The sequence below is a fragment of the Pseudomonas sp. DTU12.3 genome (genome assembly GCF_004124275.1).
In the GTDB taxonomy this organism is placed as follows: Bacteria; Pseudomonadota; Gammaproteobacteria; order Pseudomonadales; family Pseudomonadaceae; genus Aquipseudomonas; species Aquipseudomonas helmanticensis.
The window spans coordinates 5,373,874-5,393,730 of the sequence record NZ_CP027218.1 but is presented as its reverse complement, the minus strand read 5'-3'; the positions used below and the strand labels follow the sequence as shown (position 1 = coordinate 5,393,730).

20 protein-coding genes, 1 pseudogene and 1 riboswitch are annotated in these 19,857 nt (G+C 59.7%); of the genes and pseudogenes, 12 read left to right on the top strand and 9 right to left on the bottom strand.

The window, feature by feature from the left end; translation table 11 throughout:
* Window position 1: 1 nt before the first annotated feature.
* The 3 genes from C2E19_RS24680 to C2E19_RS24670 all read left to right on the top strand — a co-directional run bounded on the left by C2E19_RS24680 (window position 2) and on the right by C2E19_RS24670 (window position 1,525).
* Window positions 2-559 (top strand): hypoxanthine-guanine phosphoribosyltransferase, encoded by a 558-nt coding sequence (locus tag C2E19_RS24680; RefSeq protein WP_016987197.1) that lies wholly within the window; start codon window positions 2-4, stop codon window positions 557-559.
* A gap of 135 nt (window positions 560-694) precedes the next feature.
* On the top strand, window positions 695-1,174 hold the full coding sequence (locus C2E19_RS24675; RefSeq protein ID WP_129395469.1) for a hypothetical protein: 480 nt from the start codon (window positions 695-697) through the stop codon (window positions 1,172-1,174).
* 63 nt (window positions 1,175-1,237) lie between these two features.
* Window positions 1,238-1,525: a PA4642 family protein gene (locus tag C2E19_RS24670; RefSeq protein ID WP_129395468.1), complete on the top strand. Its 288-nt coding sequence runs from the start codon at window positions 1,238-1,240 to the stop codon at window positions 1,523-1,525.
* Between the two features lie 125 nt (window positions 1,526-1,650).
* On the opposite strand, the gene mqo is transcribed toward C2E19_RS24670, so the two are convergent.
* Together mqo and C2E19_RS24660 are read right to left on the bottom strand one after the other, a co-directional pair.
* On the bottom strand, window positions 1,651-3,159 hold the full coding sequence (gene mqo, locus C2E19_RS24665; RefSeq protein ID WP_129395467.1) for a malate dehydrogenase (quinone): 1,509 nt from the start codon (window positions 3,157-3,159) through the stop codon (window positions 1,651-1,653).
* A gap of 707 nt (window positions 3,160-3,866) precedes the next feature.
* Window positions 3,867-4,100, bottom strand: coding sequence for a hypothetical protein (locus tag C2E19_RS24660; protein ID WP_129395466.1), 234 nt, complete (start codon window positions 4,098-4,100; stop codon window positions 3,867-3,869).
* A 204-nt stretch (window positions 4,101-4,304) separates the two neighbouring features.
* Between C2E19_RS24660 and C2E19_RS24655 the strand changes: the two genes are divergently transcribed.
* Window positions 4,305-4,889, top strand: a complete 585-nt coding sequence (locus C2E19_RS24655) for a YajG family lipoprotein (protein WP_034154336.1) — start codon at window positions 4,305-4,307, stop codon at window positions 4,887-4,889.
* Between the two features lie 286 nt (window positions 4,890-5,175).
* Here C2E19_RS24655 and C2E19_RS24650 read toward each other — a convergent pair whose 3' ends face one another.
* A complete protein-coding gene (locus C2E19_RS24650) occupies window positions 5,176-5,382 on the bottom strand; it encodes a hypothetical protein (protein ID WP_008083982.1) in 207 nt (68 codons plus the stop codon).
* Between the two features lie 193 nt (window positions 5,383-5,575).
* On the opposite strand from C2E19_RS24650, the gene C2E19_RS24645 reads away from it, so the two are divergent.
* On the top strand, window positions 5,576-5,854 hold the full coding sequence (locus tag C2E19_RS24645; RefSeq protein ID WP_034154337.1) for a hypothetical protein: 279 nt from the start codon (window positions 5,576-5,578) through the stop codon (window positions 5,852-5,854).
* A 90-nt stretch (window positions 5,855-5,944) separates the two neighbouring features.
* On the opposite strand, the gene C2E19_RS24640 is transcribed toward C2E19_RS24645, so the two are convergent.
* Window positions 5,945-7,108: a 1-acyl-sn-glycerol-3-phosphate acyltransferase gene (locus C2E19_RS24640; protein WP_174823951.1), complete on the bottom strand. Its 1,164-nt coding sequence runs from the start codon at window positions 7,106-7,108 to the stop codon at window positions 5,945-5,947.
* 143 nt (window positions 7,109-7,251) lie between these two features.
* On the opposite strand from C2E19_RS24640, the gene C2E19_RS24635 reads away from it, so the two are divergent.
* Genes C2E19_RS24635 through C2E19_RS24625 form a run of 3 tightly spaced genes read left to right on the top strand, consistent with a single transcriptional unit; the run spans window position 7,252 to window position 8,364 of the window.
* Window positions 7,252-7,434 (top strand): CPXCG motif-containing cysteine-rich protein, encoded by a 183-nt coding sequence (locus C2E19_RS24635; protein ID WP_129395464.1) that lies wholly within the window; start codon window positions 7,252-7,254, stop codon window positions 7,432-7,434.
* Window positions 7,435-7,443: 9 nt separating this feature from the next.
* The gene (locus tag C2E19_RS24630; RefSeq protein ID WP_129395463.1) at window positions 7,444-7,704 is read left to right on the top strand and encodes a putative signal transducing protein; all 261 of its coding nucleotides are present in this window, start codon (window positions 7,444-7,446) and stop codon (window positions 7,702-7,704) included.
* 36 nt (window positions 7,705-7,740) lie between these two features.
* Complete coding sequence (locus C2E19_RS24625; RefSeq protein ID WP_129395462.1) at window positions 7,741-8,364, top strand: SOS response-associated peptidase; 624 nt, start codon at window positions 7,741-7,743, stop codon at window positions 8,362-8,364.
* Window positions 8,365-8,585: 221 nt separating this feature from the next.
* On the opposite strand, the gene C2E19_RS29495 is transcribed toward C2E19_RS24625, so the two are convergent.
* Window positions 8,586-9,329, bottom strand: a complete 744-nt coding sequence (locus C2E19_RS29495) for a methyl-accepting chemotaxis protein (RefSeq protein ID WP_372238490.1) — start codon at window positions 9,327-9,329, stop codon at window positions 8,586-8,588.
* A 111-nt stretch (window positions 9,330-9,440) separates the two neighbouring features.
* A pseudogene (locus C2E19_RS29490) lies at window positions 9,441-9,638 on the bottom strand (HAMP domain-containing protein); the annotation flags it as partial.
* A 1,352-nt stretch (window positions 9,639-10,990) separates the two neighbouring features.
* Here C2E19_RS29490 and C2E19_RS24615 point away from each other — a divergent pair.
* The gene (locus tag C2E19_RS24615; protein ID WP_129395460.1) at window positions 10,991-11,809 is read left to right on the top strand and encodes a M48 family metallopeptidase; all 819 of its coding nucleotides are present in this window, start codon (window positions 10,991-10,993) and stop codon (window positions 11,807-11,809) included.
* A 123-nt stretch (window positions 11,810-11,932) separates the two neighbouring features.
* Here C2E19_RS24615 and C2E19_RS24610 read toward each other — a convergent pair whose 3' ends face one another.
* The 3 genes from C2E19_RS24610 to C2E19_RS24600 all read right to left on the bottom strand — a co-directional run bounded on the left by C2E19_RS24610 (window position 11,933) and on the right by C2E19_RS24600 (window position 14,776).
* The gene (locus tag C2E19_RS24610) at window positions 11,933-12,517 is read right to left on the bottom strand and encodes a TMEM165/GDT1 family protein (protein ID WP_129395459.1); all 585 of its coding nucleotides are present in this window, start codon (window positions 12,515-12,517) and stop codon (window positions 11,933-11,935) included.
* A gap of 88 nt (window positions 12,518-12,605) precedes the next feature.
* Window positions 12,606-12,728: riboswitch (yybP-ykoY riboswitch) on the bottom strand.
* A gap of 51 nt (window positions 12,729-12,779) precedes the next feature.
* The gene (locus C2E19_RS24605) at window positions 12,780-13,778 is read right to left on the bottom strand and encodes a class I SAM-dependent methyltransferase (RefSeq protein WP_102901153.1); all 999 of its coding nucleotides are present in this window, start codon (window positions 13,776-13,778) and stop codon (window positions 12,780-12,782) included.
* 32 nt (window positions 13,779-13,810) lie between these two features.
* Window positions 13,811-14,776, bottom strand: a complete 966-nt coding sequence (locus tag C2E19_RS24600) for a 2-hydroxyacid dehydrogenase (protein WP_129395458.1) — start codon at window positions 14,774-14,776, stop codon at window positions 13,811-13,813.
* Between the two features lie 267 nt (window positions 14,777-15,043).
* On the opposite strand from C2E19_RS24600, the gene C2E19_RS24590 reads away from it, so the two are divergent.
* The 3 genes from C2E19_RS24590 (at window position 15,044) to C2E19_RS24580 (ending at window position 19,851) form a co-directional block, all read left to right on the top strand.
* Window positions 15,044-15,673: a LysE family translocator gene (locus C2E19_RS24590; protein ID WP_129395456.1), complete on the top strand. Its 630-nt coding sequence runs from the start codon at window positions 15,044-15,046 to the stop codon at window positions 15,671-15,673.
* A gap of 268 nt (window positions 15,674-15,941) precedes the next feature.
* Complete coding sequence (locus C2E19_RS24585; RefSeq protein WP_129395455.1) at window positions 15,942-17,624, top strand: fatty acid--CoA ligase; 1,683 nt, start codon at window positions 15,942-15,944, stop codon at window positions 17,622-17,624.
* Window positions 17,625-17,961: 337 nt separating this feature from the next.
* Window positions 17,962-19,851, top strand: a complete 1,890-nt coding sequence (locus C2E19_RS24580) for a DUF1302 domain-containing protein (RefSeq protein WP_129395454.1) — start codon at window positions 17,962-17,964, stop codon at window positions 19,849-19,851.
* Window positions 19,852-19,857 lie beyond the last annotated feature (6 nt).

The following is a 19,857-nucleotide window of genomic DNA, read 5'->3' as shown; positions in this document are numbered from 1 at the left end:
CATGTCCGCTGATCTCGAGCATATCCGTCAAATCATGCGAGAGGCTGACTGCCTGTACACCGAATCTGAAGTCGAGGCCGCCATCGCCCGCGTCGGTGCACAAATCAACGAACAACTGGCTGACAGCAACCCGGTGGTGTTCTGCGTGATGAACGGCGGCCTGATCTTCTCCGGCAAGCTGCTGACGCATCTGCAATTCCCGCTGGAAGCGTCTTACCTGCACGCGACCCGTTATCGTAACGAAACCAGCGGCGGCGACCTGTTCTGGAAAGCCAAGCCGGAAGTCTCGTTCATCGACCGCGACGTGCTGATCATCGACGACATCCTCGATGAAGGTCACACCCTCGGCGCGATCATCGACTTCTGCAAACACGCTGGCGCGCGCAAAGTGCACACCGCCGTGCTGATCGATAAGGATCACGACCGCAAGGCGCGTCCTGACCTGAAAGCCGATTTCGTCGGCCTGCCGTGCATCGACCGTTACATCTTCGGTTACGGCATGGATTACAAAGGCTACTGGCGCAACGCCAACGGGATTTTTGCCGTTAAAGGCATGTAAGCAAGATCAAAAGATCGCAGCCTTCGGCAGCTCCTACATGGGATTGATGTACACCCTGTAGGAGCTGCGGAACGCTGCGATCTTTTGCTTTTAATCCCATGCTAGAGTGCTCGGCCCCGCCCTCCGGAGCCTGTCATGCGCCTCTTGATCCGCAGTTTCGCCGCGTTGTTGCTGACCTTCAGCCTGCCGCTTTTTGCCGCGCCGATGCACAGCCAGTTCCTGCCGCCGGACGATCTGACCCTGCGCGATGCCGAGCCTGAGCAGCAGCAACTGCTGCAAGTCACCGACTATTGCGTAGTGGTGGGCGCGCAACGCCAGTCCAATCAGCAACCGATCCCGGTTACCTCACCGCTGATGATCCGCCTCAAGGGCAAGTCCCTGAACAAAGGCGCGACGATTACTCAAGTACTGGTCAATTTTGACGGCGAAAGCAAAAGCCTGAAAAAGCCGATTTACGACGACAAGAGCAAAACCCTGACGCTGTTTTATCCACTGGCCCAATACCGCGTGGTCATCGACTTGCTGCGCAACGACAGCGTGTATGTGCAGTTCCTCAGTTACGCCAACGGCCACATCTGGGCCGATTTGCACACCGGCAGCACGCGTTCGCGTTGAGCCTGGCCGTCGGGCAGGGGTAAACTGCCCGCCCCGTGTCATGTCTGCGAGCTGGAGTCGGCAATGCGTAAAGATAAGAAACAAGTGATTGGTGACGAGATCGGCGATGAGCAGATCAAGCTGTTCCTCGATTTTGAGCCGGTCGACGCCACTTCGCCGTCGCTGCACAAACTGATCAAGGCTTACCGTGGCTTGCGCATCGATGACTTCGAGCGCTTTCTGGGCTTCTTCGTCGAGGCGGGTTATGACGTTGATGGCAAGGACGAGCAGGGCAAGACTTTCGTTGAGCTGATCGCCGATCAGCGCAATGCCCCGGAATACATCGAGCTGATCGCAAAGTCCCGCGATTAAGATGAAAAGATCGCAGCCTTCGGCAGCTCCTACATGACCGTGTAGGAGCTGCCGAAGGCTGCGATCTTTTGCTTCTGACAGACATAAAAAAACGCCCCGATCGGGGCGTTTTTTATGCGGCGTGATCAAGCGTAGCTTGGTGTCTCGCTGCTTTCTTCAACCAGTTCCAGCGCGATGTTGTTCTGCGTGTTGATCTTGCGATACAGCGCAGCATCGGTTTCCAGAACCTTTTCACGGGCCGGGAAGATCTCCGCCAGTTTGCCAGCCCACTCGCCCTTGGCCTTGGCCGGGAAGCATTTCTCGATCAGTTCCAGCATGATCGAAACGGTCACCGACGCGCCTGGCGAAGCACCGAGCAGGGCGGCGAGGGAGCCGTCCTTGGCCGACACCAGTTCGGTACCGAACTGCAGGATGCCGCCCTTTTTCGGATCTTTCTTGATGATCTGCACCCGTTGGCCGGCCACTTCCAGGCGCCAGTCTTCGGCTTTCGCCTCCGGGTAGAAACGGCGCAGGGAATCCAGACGCTGCTCCATCGATTGCATCACTTCGCTGACCAGGTATTTGGTCAGGTCCATGTTGTTTTTCGCCACCGCCAGCATCGGCCCGATGTTGCCGGCGCGAACCGACAGCGGCAGGTCCATGAAGGAGCCGTGCTTGAGGAACTTGGTGGTGAAACCGGCGTATGGCCCGAACAGCAGGGATTTCTTGCCGTCGACAACGCGGGTGTCGAGGTGCGGCACCGACATCGGTGGCGAACCCACGGCGGCCTGGCTGTAAACCTTGGCCTGGTGCAGTTTGACCACTTCCGGGTTGTCGCAACGCAGCCATTGGCCGCTGATCGGGAAGCCGCCGAAGCCTTTGCTTTCTTCGATACCCGAAGCCTGCAACAACGGCAGCGCCGCGCCGCCCGCGCCGAGGAAGACGAACTTGGCGTCGACTTCACGAGTGCTGCCGCTGTTGACGTCCTTGATGCTGACGGTCCAGCCGTTGCCGTTACGCTTGAGGCCGGTGACGCGCTTGCAGTATTTGACCTGGGTGTCGGGTGCGCTGGTCAGGTGCTTGAGCAACTGATTGGTCAGGGCGCCGAAGTTGACGTCGGTGCCGTTCATCACGCGGGTCGCGGCGAGGACTTCGTCCGGCGAGCGGCCCGGCATCATCAGCGGCATCCACTCGGCCATTTTGGCCTTGTCTTCGGTGTATTCCATGTCGGCGAAGGCGTGATGCTTGTGCAGCACGTCGAAGCGATCCTTGAGGAAGGACACGCCTGAGTCGCCCTGGACGAAACTCAGGTGCGGCACCGGGCTGATGAAGGATTTGCACGAGCCGAACGTGCCTTTCTTGGTCAGGTACGACCAGAACTGCTTCGACACCTCGAACTGGGTGTTGATGTGCACGGCTTTCTTGATGTCGACGGTGCCATCGGCGGCTTGCGGCGTGTAGTTCAACTCGCACAGGCCAGCGTGACCGGTACCGGCGTTGTTCCACGGGTTGGAACTCTCCGCAGCACCGGAATCCATCAGCTCGACGACTTCCAGCTTGATCGCGGGGTCGAGCTCTTTGAGCAGTACGGCAAGGGTGGCACTCATGATGCCGGCCCCAACCAGTACTACGTCGACTGCTTCGTTATGCGCCATTTAACGCGTCTCCAAAATCTGCAGCACCAAATTGTCGGCATGGCTGCCAGGCGTTCCGGGACAGGTCATTGATGTCCGGGCTATCCGTGGTCAGGTTCGCCATGTCCGAATCTTCGCAATTTTTCGCAACTTCGACGGATGTATGCGGCTTGGCTTTCAAGAGCTCCATGAACTCATTTCAGCACGCAGCTGGCAATTCGACTTATGGTCGAGACATCCGTTTTTGTGCAACCAAATCCGTAGCGGACAGGCTTCAGGCTCCGATATTCGAGGTATACCCGGTCCTGTGTCGTTGGGCTGTTTCAGACGCTAATGGTGCATGTTCAGACGCAAAACTATTCATTTGCTCGCCACACTCTTGTGAAGTTGTGAAAACCCGTTTTTTTCACGCTCTTTTGAAGACGTGAACCTCAAAAAGGGCTGTCGGAGCCTGGCACCGTGCCCGCAAGGGCAAAACAACGCGGTGGCCGAGCCTGATGACAGCTCTGCAGATTCGCGAAAAGCGGGTTTTTGCCGGAAGAACAGGCAAGCGCGCCAACTTCACTCGATCTGTGTGGGCGGCTCTCTGTGGGCGATTTTGATGTCGATGCAAGCGCATTGACGCTGTTGCGGGGCCCGATCAGGAGACGTCCTTATAATCGGGGGGAGATTGTATCGAAGAAATGCGGGCAGTTGCTCGTGTTTAATGACTTTTATTAGGCATCCGGTCAGATGCTCAACATCGCCTGCACCCGTGCGCGGGGCTGCGACGCTATGACGCGGGCGCTGGCGGGCAGTGGCTGGTGCAACCAGTTGAGGCGGATTTCTTCGATTTCCACCCAGCCGTCACCCATTGGCTGCAGGCTGCACTGCTTGAATGCCTGGCAATGGCCGTCGCGGTCGAGCAGGGCAAAGCTGCGATGCAGCGGGCGTGGCGCAAACAACGAGATCAGATAACGCATGGCGAGTACCTTGTTGGAGGACTGATTTTCAGGTTGCCAGCAGGCCGTGACGTGAACATGTCCGTGGGGTGACGGATGCATGACAGGAACCGGCCTGACGCGGCTGGGTCAGACATTGCAGTATTCACCGCGTGACGCTGGTGACCCGCAGTGGCCCACCGCTATACTGCCGGCCTGTTTGTGCCTGATTCTGGAGAGAAGAGCATGTTGCAACGCCTGTTGTTCGGTTTGATCACTGTGGCCGGTTTGACCCTGGCCGGCTGCGCCCACAGCCCGCAACAACTGAGTCCGGAGCCGAAGTTGACCACCCAACTGGCGCCGGTCGGTCGTGGCCAGCCGGTGGTGGTGCGTGTAGTCGACGGTCGTCCGTCGCCAACCCTCGGCACCCGTGGCGGTCTGTACCCGGAAACCAGTGCCATCACCGTGCAGCGCGAGCAGATCCTGCCGAAGTTGCAGGCGCAGGCTGAAGCCGCCGTGCGTCTGCTCGGTTTCACTCCGACCAACAATGCGCCGAACGCGCCACAGCTGACCGTGACCCTCGCCGAGCTGAAGTACCAGTCGCCGAAAGAAGGCATGTACGTCACCGAGGCGACCATCGGCGCGACCTTCCGCTCCGACGTGCAGAACGCCAACCGCCGTTACAGCGGCCGTTACGGTGCGTCGCTGGACCAGCGTTTCGGCATGGCGCCGAACCAGGAAACCAATACCAAACTGGTGAGCGACGTGTTGAGTGATGCGTTGACGCGTCTGTTCAAGGATCCGACTGTGGGTCAGGTTCTCGCCGAGTAGGCTGTCGGCAGATGCAAAAAAGCCTGGGGCCAGTGATGGTTCCGGGCTTTTTTATGGGGCATGAAATCGCACCCCCTCACCCCAGCCCTCTCCCCAAGGGGGCGAGGGGGAAGGGAGCCGATCGGTGTTGTTCTTGAGAACTGCATTCATCTCGGGGGTTCAGGTCGATTTGAGTTGTTCTTGAGATATACATTCACCTCGGACTTTCAGGTCGATGCACCTCGACCAAACAGCTCGGTCAGTCCCCTCTCCCTCTGGGAGAGGGCTAGGGTGAGGGGCTCTTGACTCAGGCGGCCTGGGAGTAGAAGTCGAGCACGCTGACGCCGGTCAGCAGGTCGGTCTCGGGCAAATCGGCATGTTGATGCCCGCCGAGGGCGCAATACACCAGCCAGTGGCGATCCTGAACATTGAAGGCGAGGCTGCCGACGAGGCTTTGCTGTTCGTCGTAAGGGGTGATGAGGTACAGGCGATCCTGGTTTTCAGCGTGAAGCATGTCGCGTTCCATGTGCGTTTCGAGGCGCGCATGGTGCTGCATCCACATGACGAAGCCGTGACACAGGGCAGCCATCGGTCGATTGTCAGGTAATTTTTCGCAAAGGCTGGGGCAGGGCAGTCAGGTTTCGGTAGAATCCGCGCCGCGGTCGTCGGTCTGGCGCCTGCCACACCGGTTTAGATAGAGGTCTGTGATGTCGCTGCACTTGATGACGCTGTTTACCGCCCATCCCGCCAAATTGATCAACCTGCTGGCGCTGCTGTTGGCGTTTCCCGGCAGTTGGCTGCTGCACGCAACCCGCCGCCGTGAACAGCGGGCGATGGCCAGTATCGCCGCACAGCGCCAAGCGCAACCGAATGCCGAGCCGATCCTCGATTGGGCGACGTTGCGCATGAACCGGTTTTTCTATCGATTCGGGTTTGCCTGCCTGGCTCTGGCCCTGATCGTCTCGTGGATCAGCACGCGTTACTAAAAGCAAAAGATCGCAGCCTTCGGCAGCTCCTGCATGAATCCACTGTAGGAGCTGCCGCAGGCTGCGATCTTTTGATCTTGCTCTGAAAATTTACAGCGGCAACCCAGCCTTCACCCGGTATTGATTGCGCACCGGCGTCGCATATTGCAGGACCAGATACGGACGATGCTCTACCGGGCACGCGTCCAGCCGGCTCTGCCACTCTTCCTGCGCCTTGGCCAGCTCATCCGCCGCAAACACCTCGGCAGCCTTCGGTACATTCAATTGCGCATCCGCATCGGCCCACTGTGCGTACGCCAGGTAATGCACCGGGAATAACCGGTAACCGCCCAGAATCTGCTTGTCCATCTCGACCGCCAATTGCTTGGTGTCCTCGAACAGCTCGCTGATCGGCGCGGCGAAGTTGACGTGCACGCGGCCCTTGTAGCCGGTGATGCCCTTGGCAATGCTCACGTCATCCTCGCCCGGCGCTTTCGCGTAAGTGCCGGTGGTGGCGCGGATGTACAGCTCGCGGGCCTTGGCCTGGTCGCACGGGTCGTATTCGTAGCTGATCGACACCGGGGTAACGTTCAGCGAACGAATGACTTCGCCGAACGGCTCGTCCTTGCGGCTCATGTGGAACATCTTGAGGATCGCCGACTCGGTGCGGTCGTCGCCGTCCTTCGCGCGGCCTTCGGCCTGAGCGATCCAGATCGACGCGCAATCGTTGCGGATCGAGTGGTTGATGTACGCCGACAGCAGCTGATACGCGGCCATTTTTTCGCGGCGGCCGGTGATCGAGCGGTGAACGATGAAACTCTTGTTCAAGCGCATCAGATCGCTGACAAACGGCTTTTGCAGCAGGTTGTCGCCGATCGCGATGCGCGGCGTCGGCAGGCCGGCGTGGTACACGGCGTAGTTGACGAAGGCCGGGTCCATGACGATGTCGCGGTGGTTGGCGATGAACAGATAGGCGCTGCCCGACTTGAATTGCTCGACACCGGTGTAGGTCACGCCGTCGGTGGCGCGCTCGATGGTGTGGTCGACGTAGGACTCGACCTTGTCCTGCAACGTCGCCACTGAGGTCACGTCGGCGAACTCACGACGCAGCCGATGGGCTATAAGTGGTTTGAGCATCCAGCCGAAGGCTCCGGCAAAACGCGGGAAGCGGAAGTGGGTGAGGATATCTAGAAACGCCTTGTCGGCGAGCAGTCTTGCCAGTACCACAGGTACTTCGCTGTCGTCGTAAGGTCGGATGGCATCGAATTCGCCCATCATGCTCTCTTGTTGGAAACGGCTAGGGTAAGTAAAGGTTTTGATCGAAAACCAACGGGGCACGGTCTGAAAAAGGTAGCCAGACAAAAATAGCCCTGCAAATAGACCGGCGATTATACGCACAAGTCACTTGGGAGACCGCGATGCTGGAACCTGCTGAATACGAATGTCCTTATTGTGGGGAAATGGTCGAGACGTCAGTGGACCTGTCCGGTGGCGATCAGACCTATATCGAAGATTGTCAGGTGTGTTGTCGGCCGATCACGTTCGTCTTGCAGGTCCATGGCGAGGATTGGTTTCTGGAAGTCTTCAGCGAAAACGAGTGAGGCGCGCCCATGCAGCGAATCTACGATCCGGAAAACCTGATGGAAGGCGAAATGCTCAAGGGCATGCTCGCCAGCGAAGGTATCGAGGCGCACCTGGTGGGCCGCGATTTGCTTGGCGGTACCGGTGAGCTGCCGATCTTCGGCCTGTTGGGCTTGTCGGTCGAGAATGACCAGGCCGAGTACGCCCGCGAGTTGATCACCGCGTACAATGCCGCGCTGCCGCTGCCCGGCGATGAACCGGAGAGCTTTCCGGGGACGCTGGTCTGTTAGGCTGAGCTTCGTTTTACTTCAGAGTCGTGTTGCCCCATGTGTGGACGTTATGCCCTGTTTCGCTGGAACCGCGATTTCGCGGCCCTGCCAGGTTTTCCCGCCGATCAACAGGCGCAGTGGAACATTTCCCCCAATGATTCGGTGTTGATGCTGCGTGCCGGTGAAGCCGGTGAACGCACGCTGGCCCGCGCCCGTTGGGGGCTGACGCCGCCGTGGCTGACCGATCTGTCGAAAACCCCGGCGCATGCCCGCGCGGAAACCGTGGCCGAGCAGCCGATGTTCCGTGAGGCGCTGCGTCAGCGTCGCTGCCTGCTACCGGCGAATGGTTTTTACGAATGGCGCGGAACCCAGCGCAAGCGCCCGTTCTGGTTGACGCCGGGGGAGGGCTCATCGCTGTTCTTCGCGGCGATCTGGGAGGCTTATCCGGTGCAGGAGCAGGTCTGGTTGAGTACGGCGGTGATCACGCAGGCGGCGTCGAGTCAGCGCCGGCCGTTGATTCTTGATGAGGCAGGGCAGGCGGCATGGCTTGATCCGGAGACACCGTTGCATGTGCTGCAAGGCTTGCTCGCCAGCGAACCGGTCGCATTGCGTGAGCGAGTGCTGGCGAACCTGATCAATGATCCGAAGCTCAATGGCCCCGAGTGCCTGACCCCGGGTTAAAGCCTGCAGATCAAAAAACCCTCACCCTAGCCCTCCCGAAACGTCGGACCGCCCGTAGGGAGAGGGGACTGACCGAGCCGTCTTGCCCTATCCATCGACCTGAGAAATCGAGTCGATTATGGATTCAAGGCAAAACGTTCAGGTCGGCGTATTCCTTAAGCATCCCCCAATCAGTCCCCTCTCCCTATGGGAGAGGGTTAGGGTGAGGGGCTTTTCGCTTTTCAGACCTTGAACTGATTGATCAACCGCCGCTGCTGCTCCGCCAACTTGGTCAAATCGGCACTCGCCGAGCTCGACTCATCCGCACCGCCCGCCACTTCGTTCGCCACCTGACCAATGTTGATCACGTTGCGGTTAATGTCATCGGCCACCGCACTCTGCTCCTCCGCCGCACTGGCAATCTGCGTGTTCATGTCGTTGATCACCGACACCGCCTGGGTAATCGTCTCCAGCGCCTCGGCCGCTTTCGCCGCGTGCTGCACGCTTTCGTCGGTACGGTTCTGACTGTCTTCCATGACCCGCACCACGTCGCGCGTGCCCTGTTGCAGTTGCTGGATCATGGTCTGGATTTCTTCGGTAGCCTTCTGGGTCTTCTGTGCCAGATTGCGCACCTCGTCCGCCACCACGGCAAAACCACGACCCTGCTCGCCCGCGCGGGCCGCTTCAATCGCGGCGTTCAGCGCCAGCAGGTTGGTCTGCTCGGCAATCCCGCGAATCGCTGTGAGGATCGCGTTGATGTTCTCGCTGTCCTTGGCCAGCGTCTGCACCACACCCACAGCCTTGCCGATTTCCAGCGCGAGTACGCCGATCGAGTTCGACGTATCGCGGACGATCTGCATGCCCTGACTGGCCGCCTGATCGGCATGGCTGGCCGCTTGCGCCGCCTGCGTCGCATTGCGCGCAACGTCCTGGGCGGTGGCGGTCATTTCCTGCACCGCTGTGGCGACCTGATCGATCTCGGCCATTTGTTTCTGGATGCCAATGTTGGTGCGAATGGCGATGTCGGCAGTGTGTTCCGAAGAATCGCTGACGCTCTGCACCGACGTCACCACCTGCGTGATCATCGCCTGCAACTTGGCGAGAAAGGTGTTGAAGCCCTTGGCGATCGAGCCCAGTTCATCGCTGCGATCACTGCTCAGGCGGCGGGTCAGATCACCCTCACCTTGAGCGATGTCATTGAGCATCGCGACCATCTGCTTCAGCGGCCGGGCAATGCCGTGGCCGACCAGCCAGATCACCAGCAAACCAATGCCGGCGATGAGCAGACCGACCATGGCCATGCCGAAGGTGTCGGATTTGCGCTGGGCATCGAGATCACCCTGCAGTTCTTGCAGATCGGCCATCACCGCGTTGAGCGGCAATTGCAGCATCAGCGTCCAGCGCGCGTCGGTCTGGCCGATGCCGAACGGCAGGTACAGCTCGATGCGGCCTTTGTCCTTGTTGACCGAGTAAGTGACTTCGCCGCGTTTAAGATTGGCCATGTTGGCCGTCTGTTCAGCGTCGAGAATGTCGCTGACTTTCTCGCCGAATTTGCTCGGGTCCTTGGTGTAGGCAACGATCCGGCCATTGCCGCCGATCAGGGCCATCTGCCCGGCGCCGCTGTAGAGTTTCTGGTTGGCTGCGAGGAGCATTTCCTGAATGAAGTTCACCGACAGGTCTGCGCCGACGATGCCCTGGAACGTGCCATTGAGCATGATCGGTTCGATAAAGGAGGCGAGCATGACGATCTTGTCGCCGACCTTGTACGGCGCCGGATCGATCACGCAGGATTTTTTACTCTCTTTCGAGCACAGGTAGTACTCGCTGGCGCGCACGCCGGTGGACAGGGTTTTCTGATCGTCGACGTCGACCAGTTTGTCCAGGCCGAGGGTGCCGTCGTCATTGCGGAACCACCACGGCAGAAAGCGCCCGTTGGCGGCATCGATGCCGACCACGCTGGTGCCGACGTAAGCCGCGTCATTGTGGTCCAGCGCGTTTTTTTCCCAGCCGATGTAGGTGCCGAGAATCTTCGGGTTCTTTTCGACGTTCTCTTTGATCAGGCTGATCAACTGCTCGCGGCTGACGGTCAGGCGCGGCTGGCCATCGGCGCCCGGCGTGCCGAGCAGGGCGTTGACCCGTACCAGTCCGCCGGCAATCAGCAGCGGCGCTTCGAGTTCGCGCTGGATCTGGCTGACCTGGGTCTGTGCCAGCGAAGTCAGGCGTTGTTCGATGACCTGCTCGAACTGCGCCTGGGTGCGTTGCTGCACCATCTCTTGCGTGCGCGCGCCGGCAAACAGCGCGTACAGCACCAGCGCTGCCACCACGCTAAGGACGATGGCGCCGGCGAGGGCGGCAACGGAAAACTGGATCGACTTGAACTTCATGGGAGCTCCGCACGCGAGAGGACGTCTGCGCTGATGTATCGGCAGCAGGCATTGCGCCATGAGTGGTGCGCGGGGCAATTGCGCGGGGATGTCGTAAACGGATCGCTGCATGACGCAGTGGCACAGGGCTTGTGCGGGTGTGTGAATTTTTTTCTACAGATGTGGCGGGTGTTTTCTGAAAGTAGCTACTGCACGTCTGTTGTATCTGGCGCCGATACAATTACCCGCCTAGGATACGCGGCATGTTTTCAGGGAGCTTTTGAATGAACAAGACATTGGTTGTAAGTGCACTGAGCGCGGCGCTGTTGCTGGCCGGTTGTCAGTCGGTCAACACCACAAGCGGCGGCGCCGTGGGTGTGGAGCGCAAGCAGTACATGTTCAGCATGCTGTCCTCGCAAGAGGTCGACCAGATGTATGCCCAGTCCTATCAAAAGACCGTCGGCGAAGCCTCCAGCAAAGGTGTGCTGGACAAGACCAGCAGTGACGCCAAACGCGTTCAGGCAATTGCTGACCGTTTGATCGCCCAGGCACCGAACTTCCGTCCGGATGCTGCGCAGTGGAAGTGGGAAGTCAATCTGATCAAGAGCGACGAACTCAACGCCAACTGCGGTCCTGGCGGCAAGATCATTTTCTACACCGGGCTGATCGACAGCCTGAAGCTCACCGACGATGAAATCGCCGCCGTCATGGGCCATGAAATCGCCCACGCCCTGCGCGAGCACGGTCGTGAAGCGATGTCCAAGGCCTACGGCATTGAAATGGCCAAGCAGGGCGCGGGTGCGTTGCTCGGTCTGGGTCAGGACAGTCTGGCGCTGGCCGACACCGTGGCCAACTACGGCATGACCTTGCCCAACAGCCGTGCCAACGAAAACGAAGCCGACCTGATCGGCCTCGAACTCGCGGCCCGTGCCGGCTACAACCCGAACGCGGCGATCACCTTGTGGAACAAGATGAGCAAGGCTTCGGAAGGCTCACCGCCAGAGTTCATGAGCACTCACCCGGCATCGGCCAGCCGTATTGCCTCGTTGCAGGCGGCGATTCCGAAGGTCATGCCGCTGTACGAAAAAGCCCCGAAATCCTGAGGATTTGGGGGGGGGCTGATGGCCCTTTCGCGAGCAAGCCCGCTCCCACACTTGAAATGCATTCAACCTGTGGGAGCGGGCTTGCTCGCGAAGAACGATGACGCTGTCTATCGACTGACGCCGTTAAACCCAGCCACTGCTCTGCATCGCTTTGTACACCGCGACGATTGCCAGAATCATGAACGCCGAAGCCGCGAGGCGACGGATCAGGGTCAGCGGCAGTTTGTCTGCGGCAAAGTTACCCGCCAGAACCACTGGTACGTTGGCGATCAACATGCCTGCGGTGGTGCCGAGAATCACCAGCCACAGATCCGGGTATTGCGCGGCGAGCATCACCGTCGCGACCTGCGTCTTGTCCCCCATTTCGGCGAGGAAGAACGCAATCAGCGTGGTCAGGAATGGCCCGAACTTGCGTGCGGTACTGGTTTCATCGTCGTCCATTTTGTCCGGCACCAGCGTCCACAGCGCCGTGGCCGTGAAGCTCGCGGCGAGGATCCAGTGCAGCGTTGCATTCGAGAAGAAGCTGCCGAACCAGGCGCCTACCGCACCGGCTGCTGCGTGGTTGGCCAGGGTCGCGGCGACAATACCGGCAATGATCGGCCAGGGTTTGCGAAAGCGAGCGGCGAGAATCAGCGCGAGCAGTTGCGTCTTGTCGCCGATTTCGGCCAAGGCAACGATTGCGGTGGGAACGAGTAACGAGTCCAGCATCAGGATTTCCTAAGGGGCGGGTCGACACGGCTATGACACGTACAGCCTTCCCGCCCCGGGTAAGGTGTGCGTGTCATAGGTCTTGTCAAACCCTGCGATCCGTCTGTTGCGGACGCTTGGGTCGCATACGCCATGATCTGAGGATCAAGTATGTTGACGTATGCCGGACGAGCATGGCGCTCGTGGGAGACTACTCCCCTAGGACGGAGCGGATTCTGCCTTCGCAAAACCGATTGAGCAAGCCTCTTTTTTAAAAGAAGTTTTAGCCGCGCTTGGCCCGGTAGATGCGGAAACCATTGCCTTCGGCCTTGATTGCGCAGACGCCGAGATGCTCCTCGATCAGCGGTTGATACTTCAGGAAACTGTTCGCGACCAAACGCAGTTCGCCGCCGTTTTTCAGATGTTTTGCTGCTTTTCGCAGCAAGTTCTCGGTAGCGAAATAGTCGGTGTGCACGCCGACATGGAACGGCGGGTTGCTCAAAATCGCGTTCAAACCCATCGGCGCAGCGTCGATCCCATCCCCGGTCAGCACTTCAGCTTCCAGACCGTTGGCAGCCAGCGTCAGACGGCTGCTGGCGGCGGCGAATGCATCGACATCGAGCAGCGTCACCTGATTGTGCGGATAGCGACGTTTGACCGCAGCCCCCAACACGCCAGCGCCGCAACCGAAGTCGAGGAGATGGCCGCTTGGCAGTTTGTCCAGATGCTCCAGCAGCAGAGCGCTGCCGCGATCGAGGCGACCGTGGCTGAACACGCCCGGCAGGCTGATGACTTTCAGCGGGCCTTCCGCCAGTGGCAACTCATAAGTCTGCGCCAGGCTTTCCAGCGATTTTGCTTCAGGGGCGTTGGCCACGGTCACTTGCCAGAGTTGGCAGTGACGCGCGCTGTCGAGCTTGCGTGGCTTGCCGAACGGATTGAGCTGCTTGGAGGCGCCCTCGATGCCGCTGCGTTTTTCACCGACCAGAAACACCTCGCGACCGGCCAGGCGCGAGGCCACGGCATTGAGGATGTAATCGGTCAGGTCTTTGGATTTGGGCAGGAACACCACGGCGCTATCAAACTCGCGTTCCGGGACGTTCACGCCGAAATGGCTGCGGCCTTCGAAACGGGCGTCCAGCGCGGCTTGATCGCCAGCGTGCCAGCACCAGCCGAACGCGTTCGGCAGGCGCCCGAGCAAGTCATCGGCGGGCAAACCGGCCAGCAACAACGAACCCTGGAATAATTCGGGCTGACGAAGCAGTACTTCACTGCGCGGATCCATAACTGCTCCTCAAAAAAAAGTGCCGCAGTCTATCAACTGACGACCCGCAGCGCCTTACCGCTGAAGAACGCCTCGGCGTTTTCGGTCAATTGGCCGACGATGCGCTGCCGCGCTTCAACACTGCCCCAAGCGTTGTGCGGCGTGACGATCAGGCGTGGAATGTCGGCGGCCAGCAGCGGATTGCCTTGAGTCGGTGGCTCGACACTCAACACGTCGGTGGCCGCGCCGCCGAGATGACCGCTGCGCAAGGCATCGGCCAGCGCCTGCTCATCGATCAAGCCGCCACGCGCGGTGTTGACCACGAAAGCGCCGGGTTTCATCGACGCCAGTTCGCGTGCGCCGATGAAGTGGCGGGTGTGCTCGTTGAGCGGGCAGTGCAGGGTGAGCGCGTCGATTTGCGGCAGCAGTTCGTTCAGTGGCAGACGATCCGGGCGGGCAGGGCGGCCCGGAATTTGTCCGAGCAGCACACGCATGCCGAACGCTTCGGCCAGTCGCCCTACGGCACCACCGAGTTCACCGTGGCCGAGCAGACCGAGGGTTTTACCTTCCAGTTCGACAATCGGGTAGTCGAGCAGACAAAACTGTTTCGCCTGCTGCCAGCGACCTTCGCCTACGGCTTGCTGATAATCGGCCAGGTGTGTGGCGAGGTTGAGCAGCAGCATGATCGTATGTTGTGCCACCGACGGTGTGCCGTAACCCTGGCAATTGCACACGGTGATGCCGTGGGCGCGGGCGGCGGCGAGGTCGACGTTGTTGGTGCCGGTGGCGGTGATCAGGATCAGTTTCAGATCGGGGTTGGCAGCCATGGCGGCGGCGTCGATCAGGATCTTGTTGGAGATTGCCACGGTCGCACCTTGCAGGCGCTCGGCCACTTGTTCGGGCAAGGTCTGGGCGTACAGTTGCAGATCGCTGAAACATTCACGCAAGGGACTGAGATCCAGATCGCCAAGATCCAGTGAAGGGTGGTCAAGGAATACCGCGCGGCGCGTGTTCGTCATCAACTGTACCTTTTAGGCTTTGAGCGTAGGGCGTAATCTGCCGAGCCTACCAGATGAAACAAATCGTTACGCAACGCACGAAAGTCTTATGCGAACGGATAACCCTGTGGCGAGGGGGCTTGCCCCCGTTGGGTCGCGAAGCGGCCCCGAAATTACTGTCTGGATGCATCAGGCAGAGCGCTGGCGATGATTTTACGACTGCTGCGCAGCCGAACGGGGGCAAGCCCCCTCGCCACAATTGTTTTGACTCTATTGAAAGGAGCGCCCATGTACTGGACCGAGTTCTTGACCGTTGCACTGATCCACTTGCTGGCCGTCGCCAGCCCCGGCCCGGACTTTGCCGTGGTGGTGCGCGAGAGCGTGACCCATGGTCGCCGCGCTGGCACCTGGACGGCACTGGGCGTGGGCACGGCGATTTTCCTGCATGTCGGTTATTCGCTGCTCGGTATCGGCCTGATCGTGTCGCAGTCGATTGTGTTGTTCAACGCGTTGAAGTGGGCGGCTGCCGCTTACTTGTTGTACATCGGCTTCAAAGCCCTGCGCGCGCAACCGGCGAAAACCGTGACGGATGATCTGCACAAGGAAGCGGGTGTACGTACGGCGCGCGGCGCGTTCACGTCGGGTTTCGTGACCAATGGCTTGAACCCGAAAGCCACGCTGTTTTTCCTGTCGCTGTTCACCGTAGTGATCAACCCGCACACGCCACTGGCGGTGCAGGCCGGTTATGGCGTTTACCTCGCCGTGGCGACCGCGATCTGGTTCTGCCTGGTGGCGATGCTGTTCAGCCAGCAACGTGTCCGCGCCGGTTTTGCTCGCATGGGTCACTGGTTCGATCGCACCATGGGCGCGGTGTTGATCGCTCTCGGCGTGAAAATCGCCTTCACCGAAATGCACTGATCTTCCCTGTAGGAGCTGCCGCAGGCTGCGATCTGTTGATCTTGGTCGTTAAAAACAGGATCAAAGGATCGCAGCCTTCGGCAGCTCCTACACGAGTGCGATGCACTTGCTCAGGGAGTTGAGGCTCGTCCTGCGATTGCAAATGCTGGCGCAAAGCTAGCATTTGTACGGCTTTGCAAATCATTCCTTTGGCTGATTTGGCTGGCGTATAAGGGTTCTACAGTACAAATCTTTACGCCAACACCGTGCAGCCAGAAAAGGGATTCATATGTTGCAGACTCGCGTCATTCCCCCGGCCGATGGGGCCTACCAGTATCCATTGCTGATCAAGCGGCTGCTGATGTCCGGCGCCCGTTACGAGAAAACCCGCGAGATTGTCTACCGTGACCAGTTGCGCTACAGCTATCCGACCCTGATCGAGCGCGTTGCGCGGCTGGCCAACGTGCTGACGGCTGCCGGCGTCAAGGCCGGTGACACGGTGGCGGTGATGGACTGGGACAGCCATCGTTACCTGGAATGCATGTTTGCCATTCCGATGATCGGCGCGGTGATTCACACGATCAACGTGCGCCTGTCGCCCGAGCAGATTCTCTACACCATGAACCACGCCGAAGACCGCTTTGTGCTGGTCAATAGTGAGTTCGTCGGGCTGTATCAAGCGATTGCACCACATCTGACCACTGTCGAGAAAACCCTGCTGCTGACGGATCTGCCGGAGAAGACTGCCGACCTGCCGAATCTGGTCGGCGAGTATGAGCAACTGCTGGCCGCCGCCAGTCCGCAGTACGACTTCCAGGACTTCGACGAAAACTCGGTCGCCACCACGTTCTATACCACCGGTACCACCGGCAACCCGAAAGGCGTGTACTTCACCCATCGGCAACTGGTGCTGCACACCATGGGCGTGTCGACGATCATGGGCTCCATCGACAGCGTGCGCCTGCTCGGCACCAACGATGTGTACATGCCGATCACGCCGATGTTCCATGTGCATGCCTGGGGATTGCCGTACGTGGCGACCATGCTCGGGCTCAAGCAGGTTTATCCGGGGCGCTACGATCCAGAGTTTCTCGTCGAGTTGTGGCGCAAGGAAAAGGTCACGTTCTCCCACTGCGTACCGACCATCCTGCAAATGCTGCTCAACGCCAAAGGCGCGCAGGGCACCGATTTCGGCGGCTGGAAAATCGTCATCGGTGGCAGTGCACTCAATCGCACGCTGTACGAAACTGCCAAGACGCGCGGCATTCAACTCACCGCCGCCTATGGCATGTCGGAAACCGGGCCGCTGGTGTCCTGTGCGCATCTCAATGATGAGCTGATGGCCGGCAGCGAGGACGAACGCACCACCTACCGGATCAAGGCCGGTGTGCCGGGGCCGCTGGTGGAAGCGGCGATCGTCGACGCCGAGGGCAACTTCCTTCCGGCCGACGGCGAAACCCAGGGCGAACTGGTGCTGCGCGCACCCTGGCTCACCGAAGGCTATTTCAACGAACCGCAGAAGGGTGCTGAGCTGTGGGCCGGCGGCTGGCTGCACACCGGTGACGTTGCCACGCTCGACAGCATGGGCGTGATCGATATTCGCGACCGCATCAAGGACGTGATCAAGACCGGTGGCGAGTGGATTTCCTCGCTGGACCTCGAAGACCTGATCAGCCGCCACGTCGCGGTACGCGAAGTAGCAGTGGTCGGCATCGCCGATCCGCAGTGGGGCGAGCGCCCGTTTGCCTTGCTGGTCATCCGTGAAGGGCACGTGATCGGGGCGCGCGAGCTTAAGGAGCACCTCAAGCCATTCGTGGAATTGGGGCACCTGAGCAAGTGGGCGATTCCAAGCCAGATCGCCCTTGTTACTGAAATTCCCAAGACCAGTGTCGGTAAACTCGACAAGAAGCGCATCCGCCTCGACATCACCGAATGGCAGGCCAACAACAGCACCTTCCTCTCGACACTTTAAGTGTCTGCTGGCGCGCCGAAAACGGCGCGCCAGACCCACCAAGCAAGCGCTTGCCTTGTGAAATCGAAAAATTCAGCCATCCTTGCCGTGCCGACATGTGTCGGACTGGCGAAAGGACTGTTCCAGAGTGGCCGGCAGCTGCAAATCACACTTTAGAGGGATCAAGCAGTACTACCTGCTGGCTATAGTCCGCTCAAGGATTTTTAAGAACGGAGCACACGCACTAAACGGGGCGAGCAACTTTGGCGTGATTTCGGGCAGCCCTGGCGCCCGGTCCCTCCACAGCGTTTTTAAAAGTACTCACTGCCATAACAATAATGCACATGGAGTAGCGTCGATGACCTCAGTAAACCAGTTCTGGCGCCGGGCGAAACTGCCTCTGGCGGTCAGCATTGCCTCTTCGCTCGCCGGGCCCGCATTCGGCGTCAATTTCAACGTCGGTGAAATCGAAGGCCAGTTCGACTCGTCCCTGTCGATCGGTGCCAGTTGGTCTACTCAGCAACCGAACAAGAACCTCATCGGCGTCAACAATGGTGGTCACGGCCTCTCGCAGACTTCCGACGACGGCCACCTGAACTTCAAAAGCGGCGAAACCTTCTCGAAGATCTTCAAGGGTATCCACGACCTTGAATTGAAATACGGCGACACCGGCGTGTTCGTGCGTGGCAAATACTGGTACGACTTTGAACTCAAGGACGAAAGCCGTCCGTTCAAGGACATCAGCGACAACAACCGCAAGGAAGGCGCCAAGTCGTCCGGCGGGCAGATCCTCGACGCCTTCGTGTATCACAACTATTCGGTTGCCGATGAGCCGGGCTCCGTGCGTCTCGGCAAGCAAGTAGTGAGCTGGGGTGAAAGTACTTTCATCGGCGGCGGCATCAACTCGATCAACCCGATCGACGTCTCCGCGTTCCGCCGTCCGGGTGCCGAGATCAAGGAAGGTCTGATTCCGGTCAACATGTTCTACGTGTCGCAGAGCCTGACCGAAAACCTCTCGGCCGAAGCGTTCTATCAGCTGGAATGGGACCAGACGGTTGTCGACAACTGCGGTACGTTCTTCTCGCAGCCGGACATCGTTGCCGACGGTTGCAACGACAACCTGCGTGTGCTGAACAAACGTTCGCAAATTCCGGCCGTTGCTCTGGGGCCATTGGCTGCCAACGGTGTCAACGTCAACGAAGAAGGTGTTCTGGTGCGCCGTGGCGGCGACCGTGATGCCCGTGACAGCGGCCAGTGGGGCGCGTCCTTCAAGTACATGTACGAACCGCTGGACACCGAGTTCGGTGCCTACTTCATGAACTACCACAGCCGTGCGCCGATCTTCAGCGCCACCGGTGCGCCGCAATCGGTCTACAACACGGCGCGCGCGCTGCCGGGGCCTTTTGCGGCACTTGGCCCCCTGCTGGTCGCGGGTAACTCGCAATACTTCATTGAATACCCTGAAGACATCCGCCTCTACGGCTTGAGCTTCTCCACCACCCTGCCTACCGGTACGGCGTGGAGCGGTGAGATCAGCTACCGTCCGAACGCGCCGGTGCAACTGAACTCCACCGACATTCTGTTCGCCGGTGTACGTCCGCTCGGGGGTGCACTGACCAACGCTTCGATACTCAACGGTGTGCCGGGTCAGGACCTGCATGGTTACGAGCGCAAGGAAATCACCCAGATCCAGACAACGTTCACGCACTTCTTCGATCAGGTCATGGGCGCCAGCCGTCTGACCCTGGTTGGCGAAGTCGGCGCGACTTATGTCGGCGGCCTGGAAAGCCGTTCCGACATGCGTTATGGCCGCGATCCGGTGTTTGGCCCGGGTGAGTTGCCAGCCACTGGCGGTATCAATACCTGCGCCAACATTCTCAACGCCAGCACCATCAACGGTGCAGGGCCTGGGTCGCCGCAGAACAACCGCAGCCGCAATTGCGACAATGACGGCTTCACCACATCAGTGTCGTGGGGCTACCGCGGTCGCGCCATCTGGGAATACAACGACGTCTTCGCCGGCGTCAACCTCAAGCCGAACGTGGCCTGGTCCCACGACGTCAGCGGTTACTCGCCAGGCCCTGGCGGCAACTTCGAGGAAGGTCGCAAAGCGGTCAGCCTCGGTGTCGACGCTGAATACCAGAACACCTACACCGCGAGCCTGGCTTACACCAACTTCTTCGACGGCAAGTACACCACCGTGGATGACCGCGACTTCGTTGCGCTCAGCTTCGGCGTGAACTTCTAAGCACTG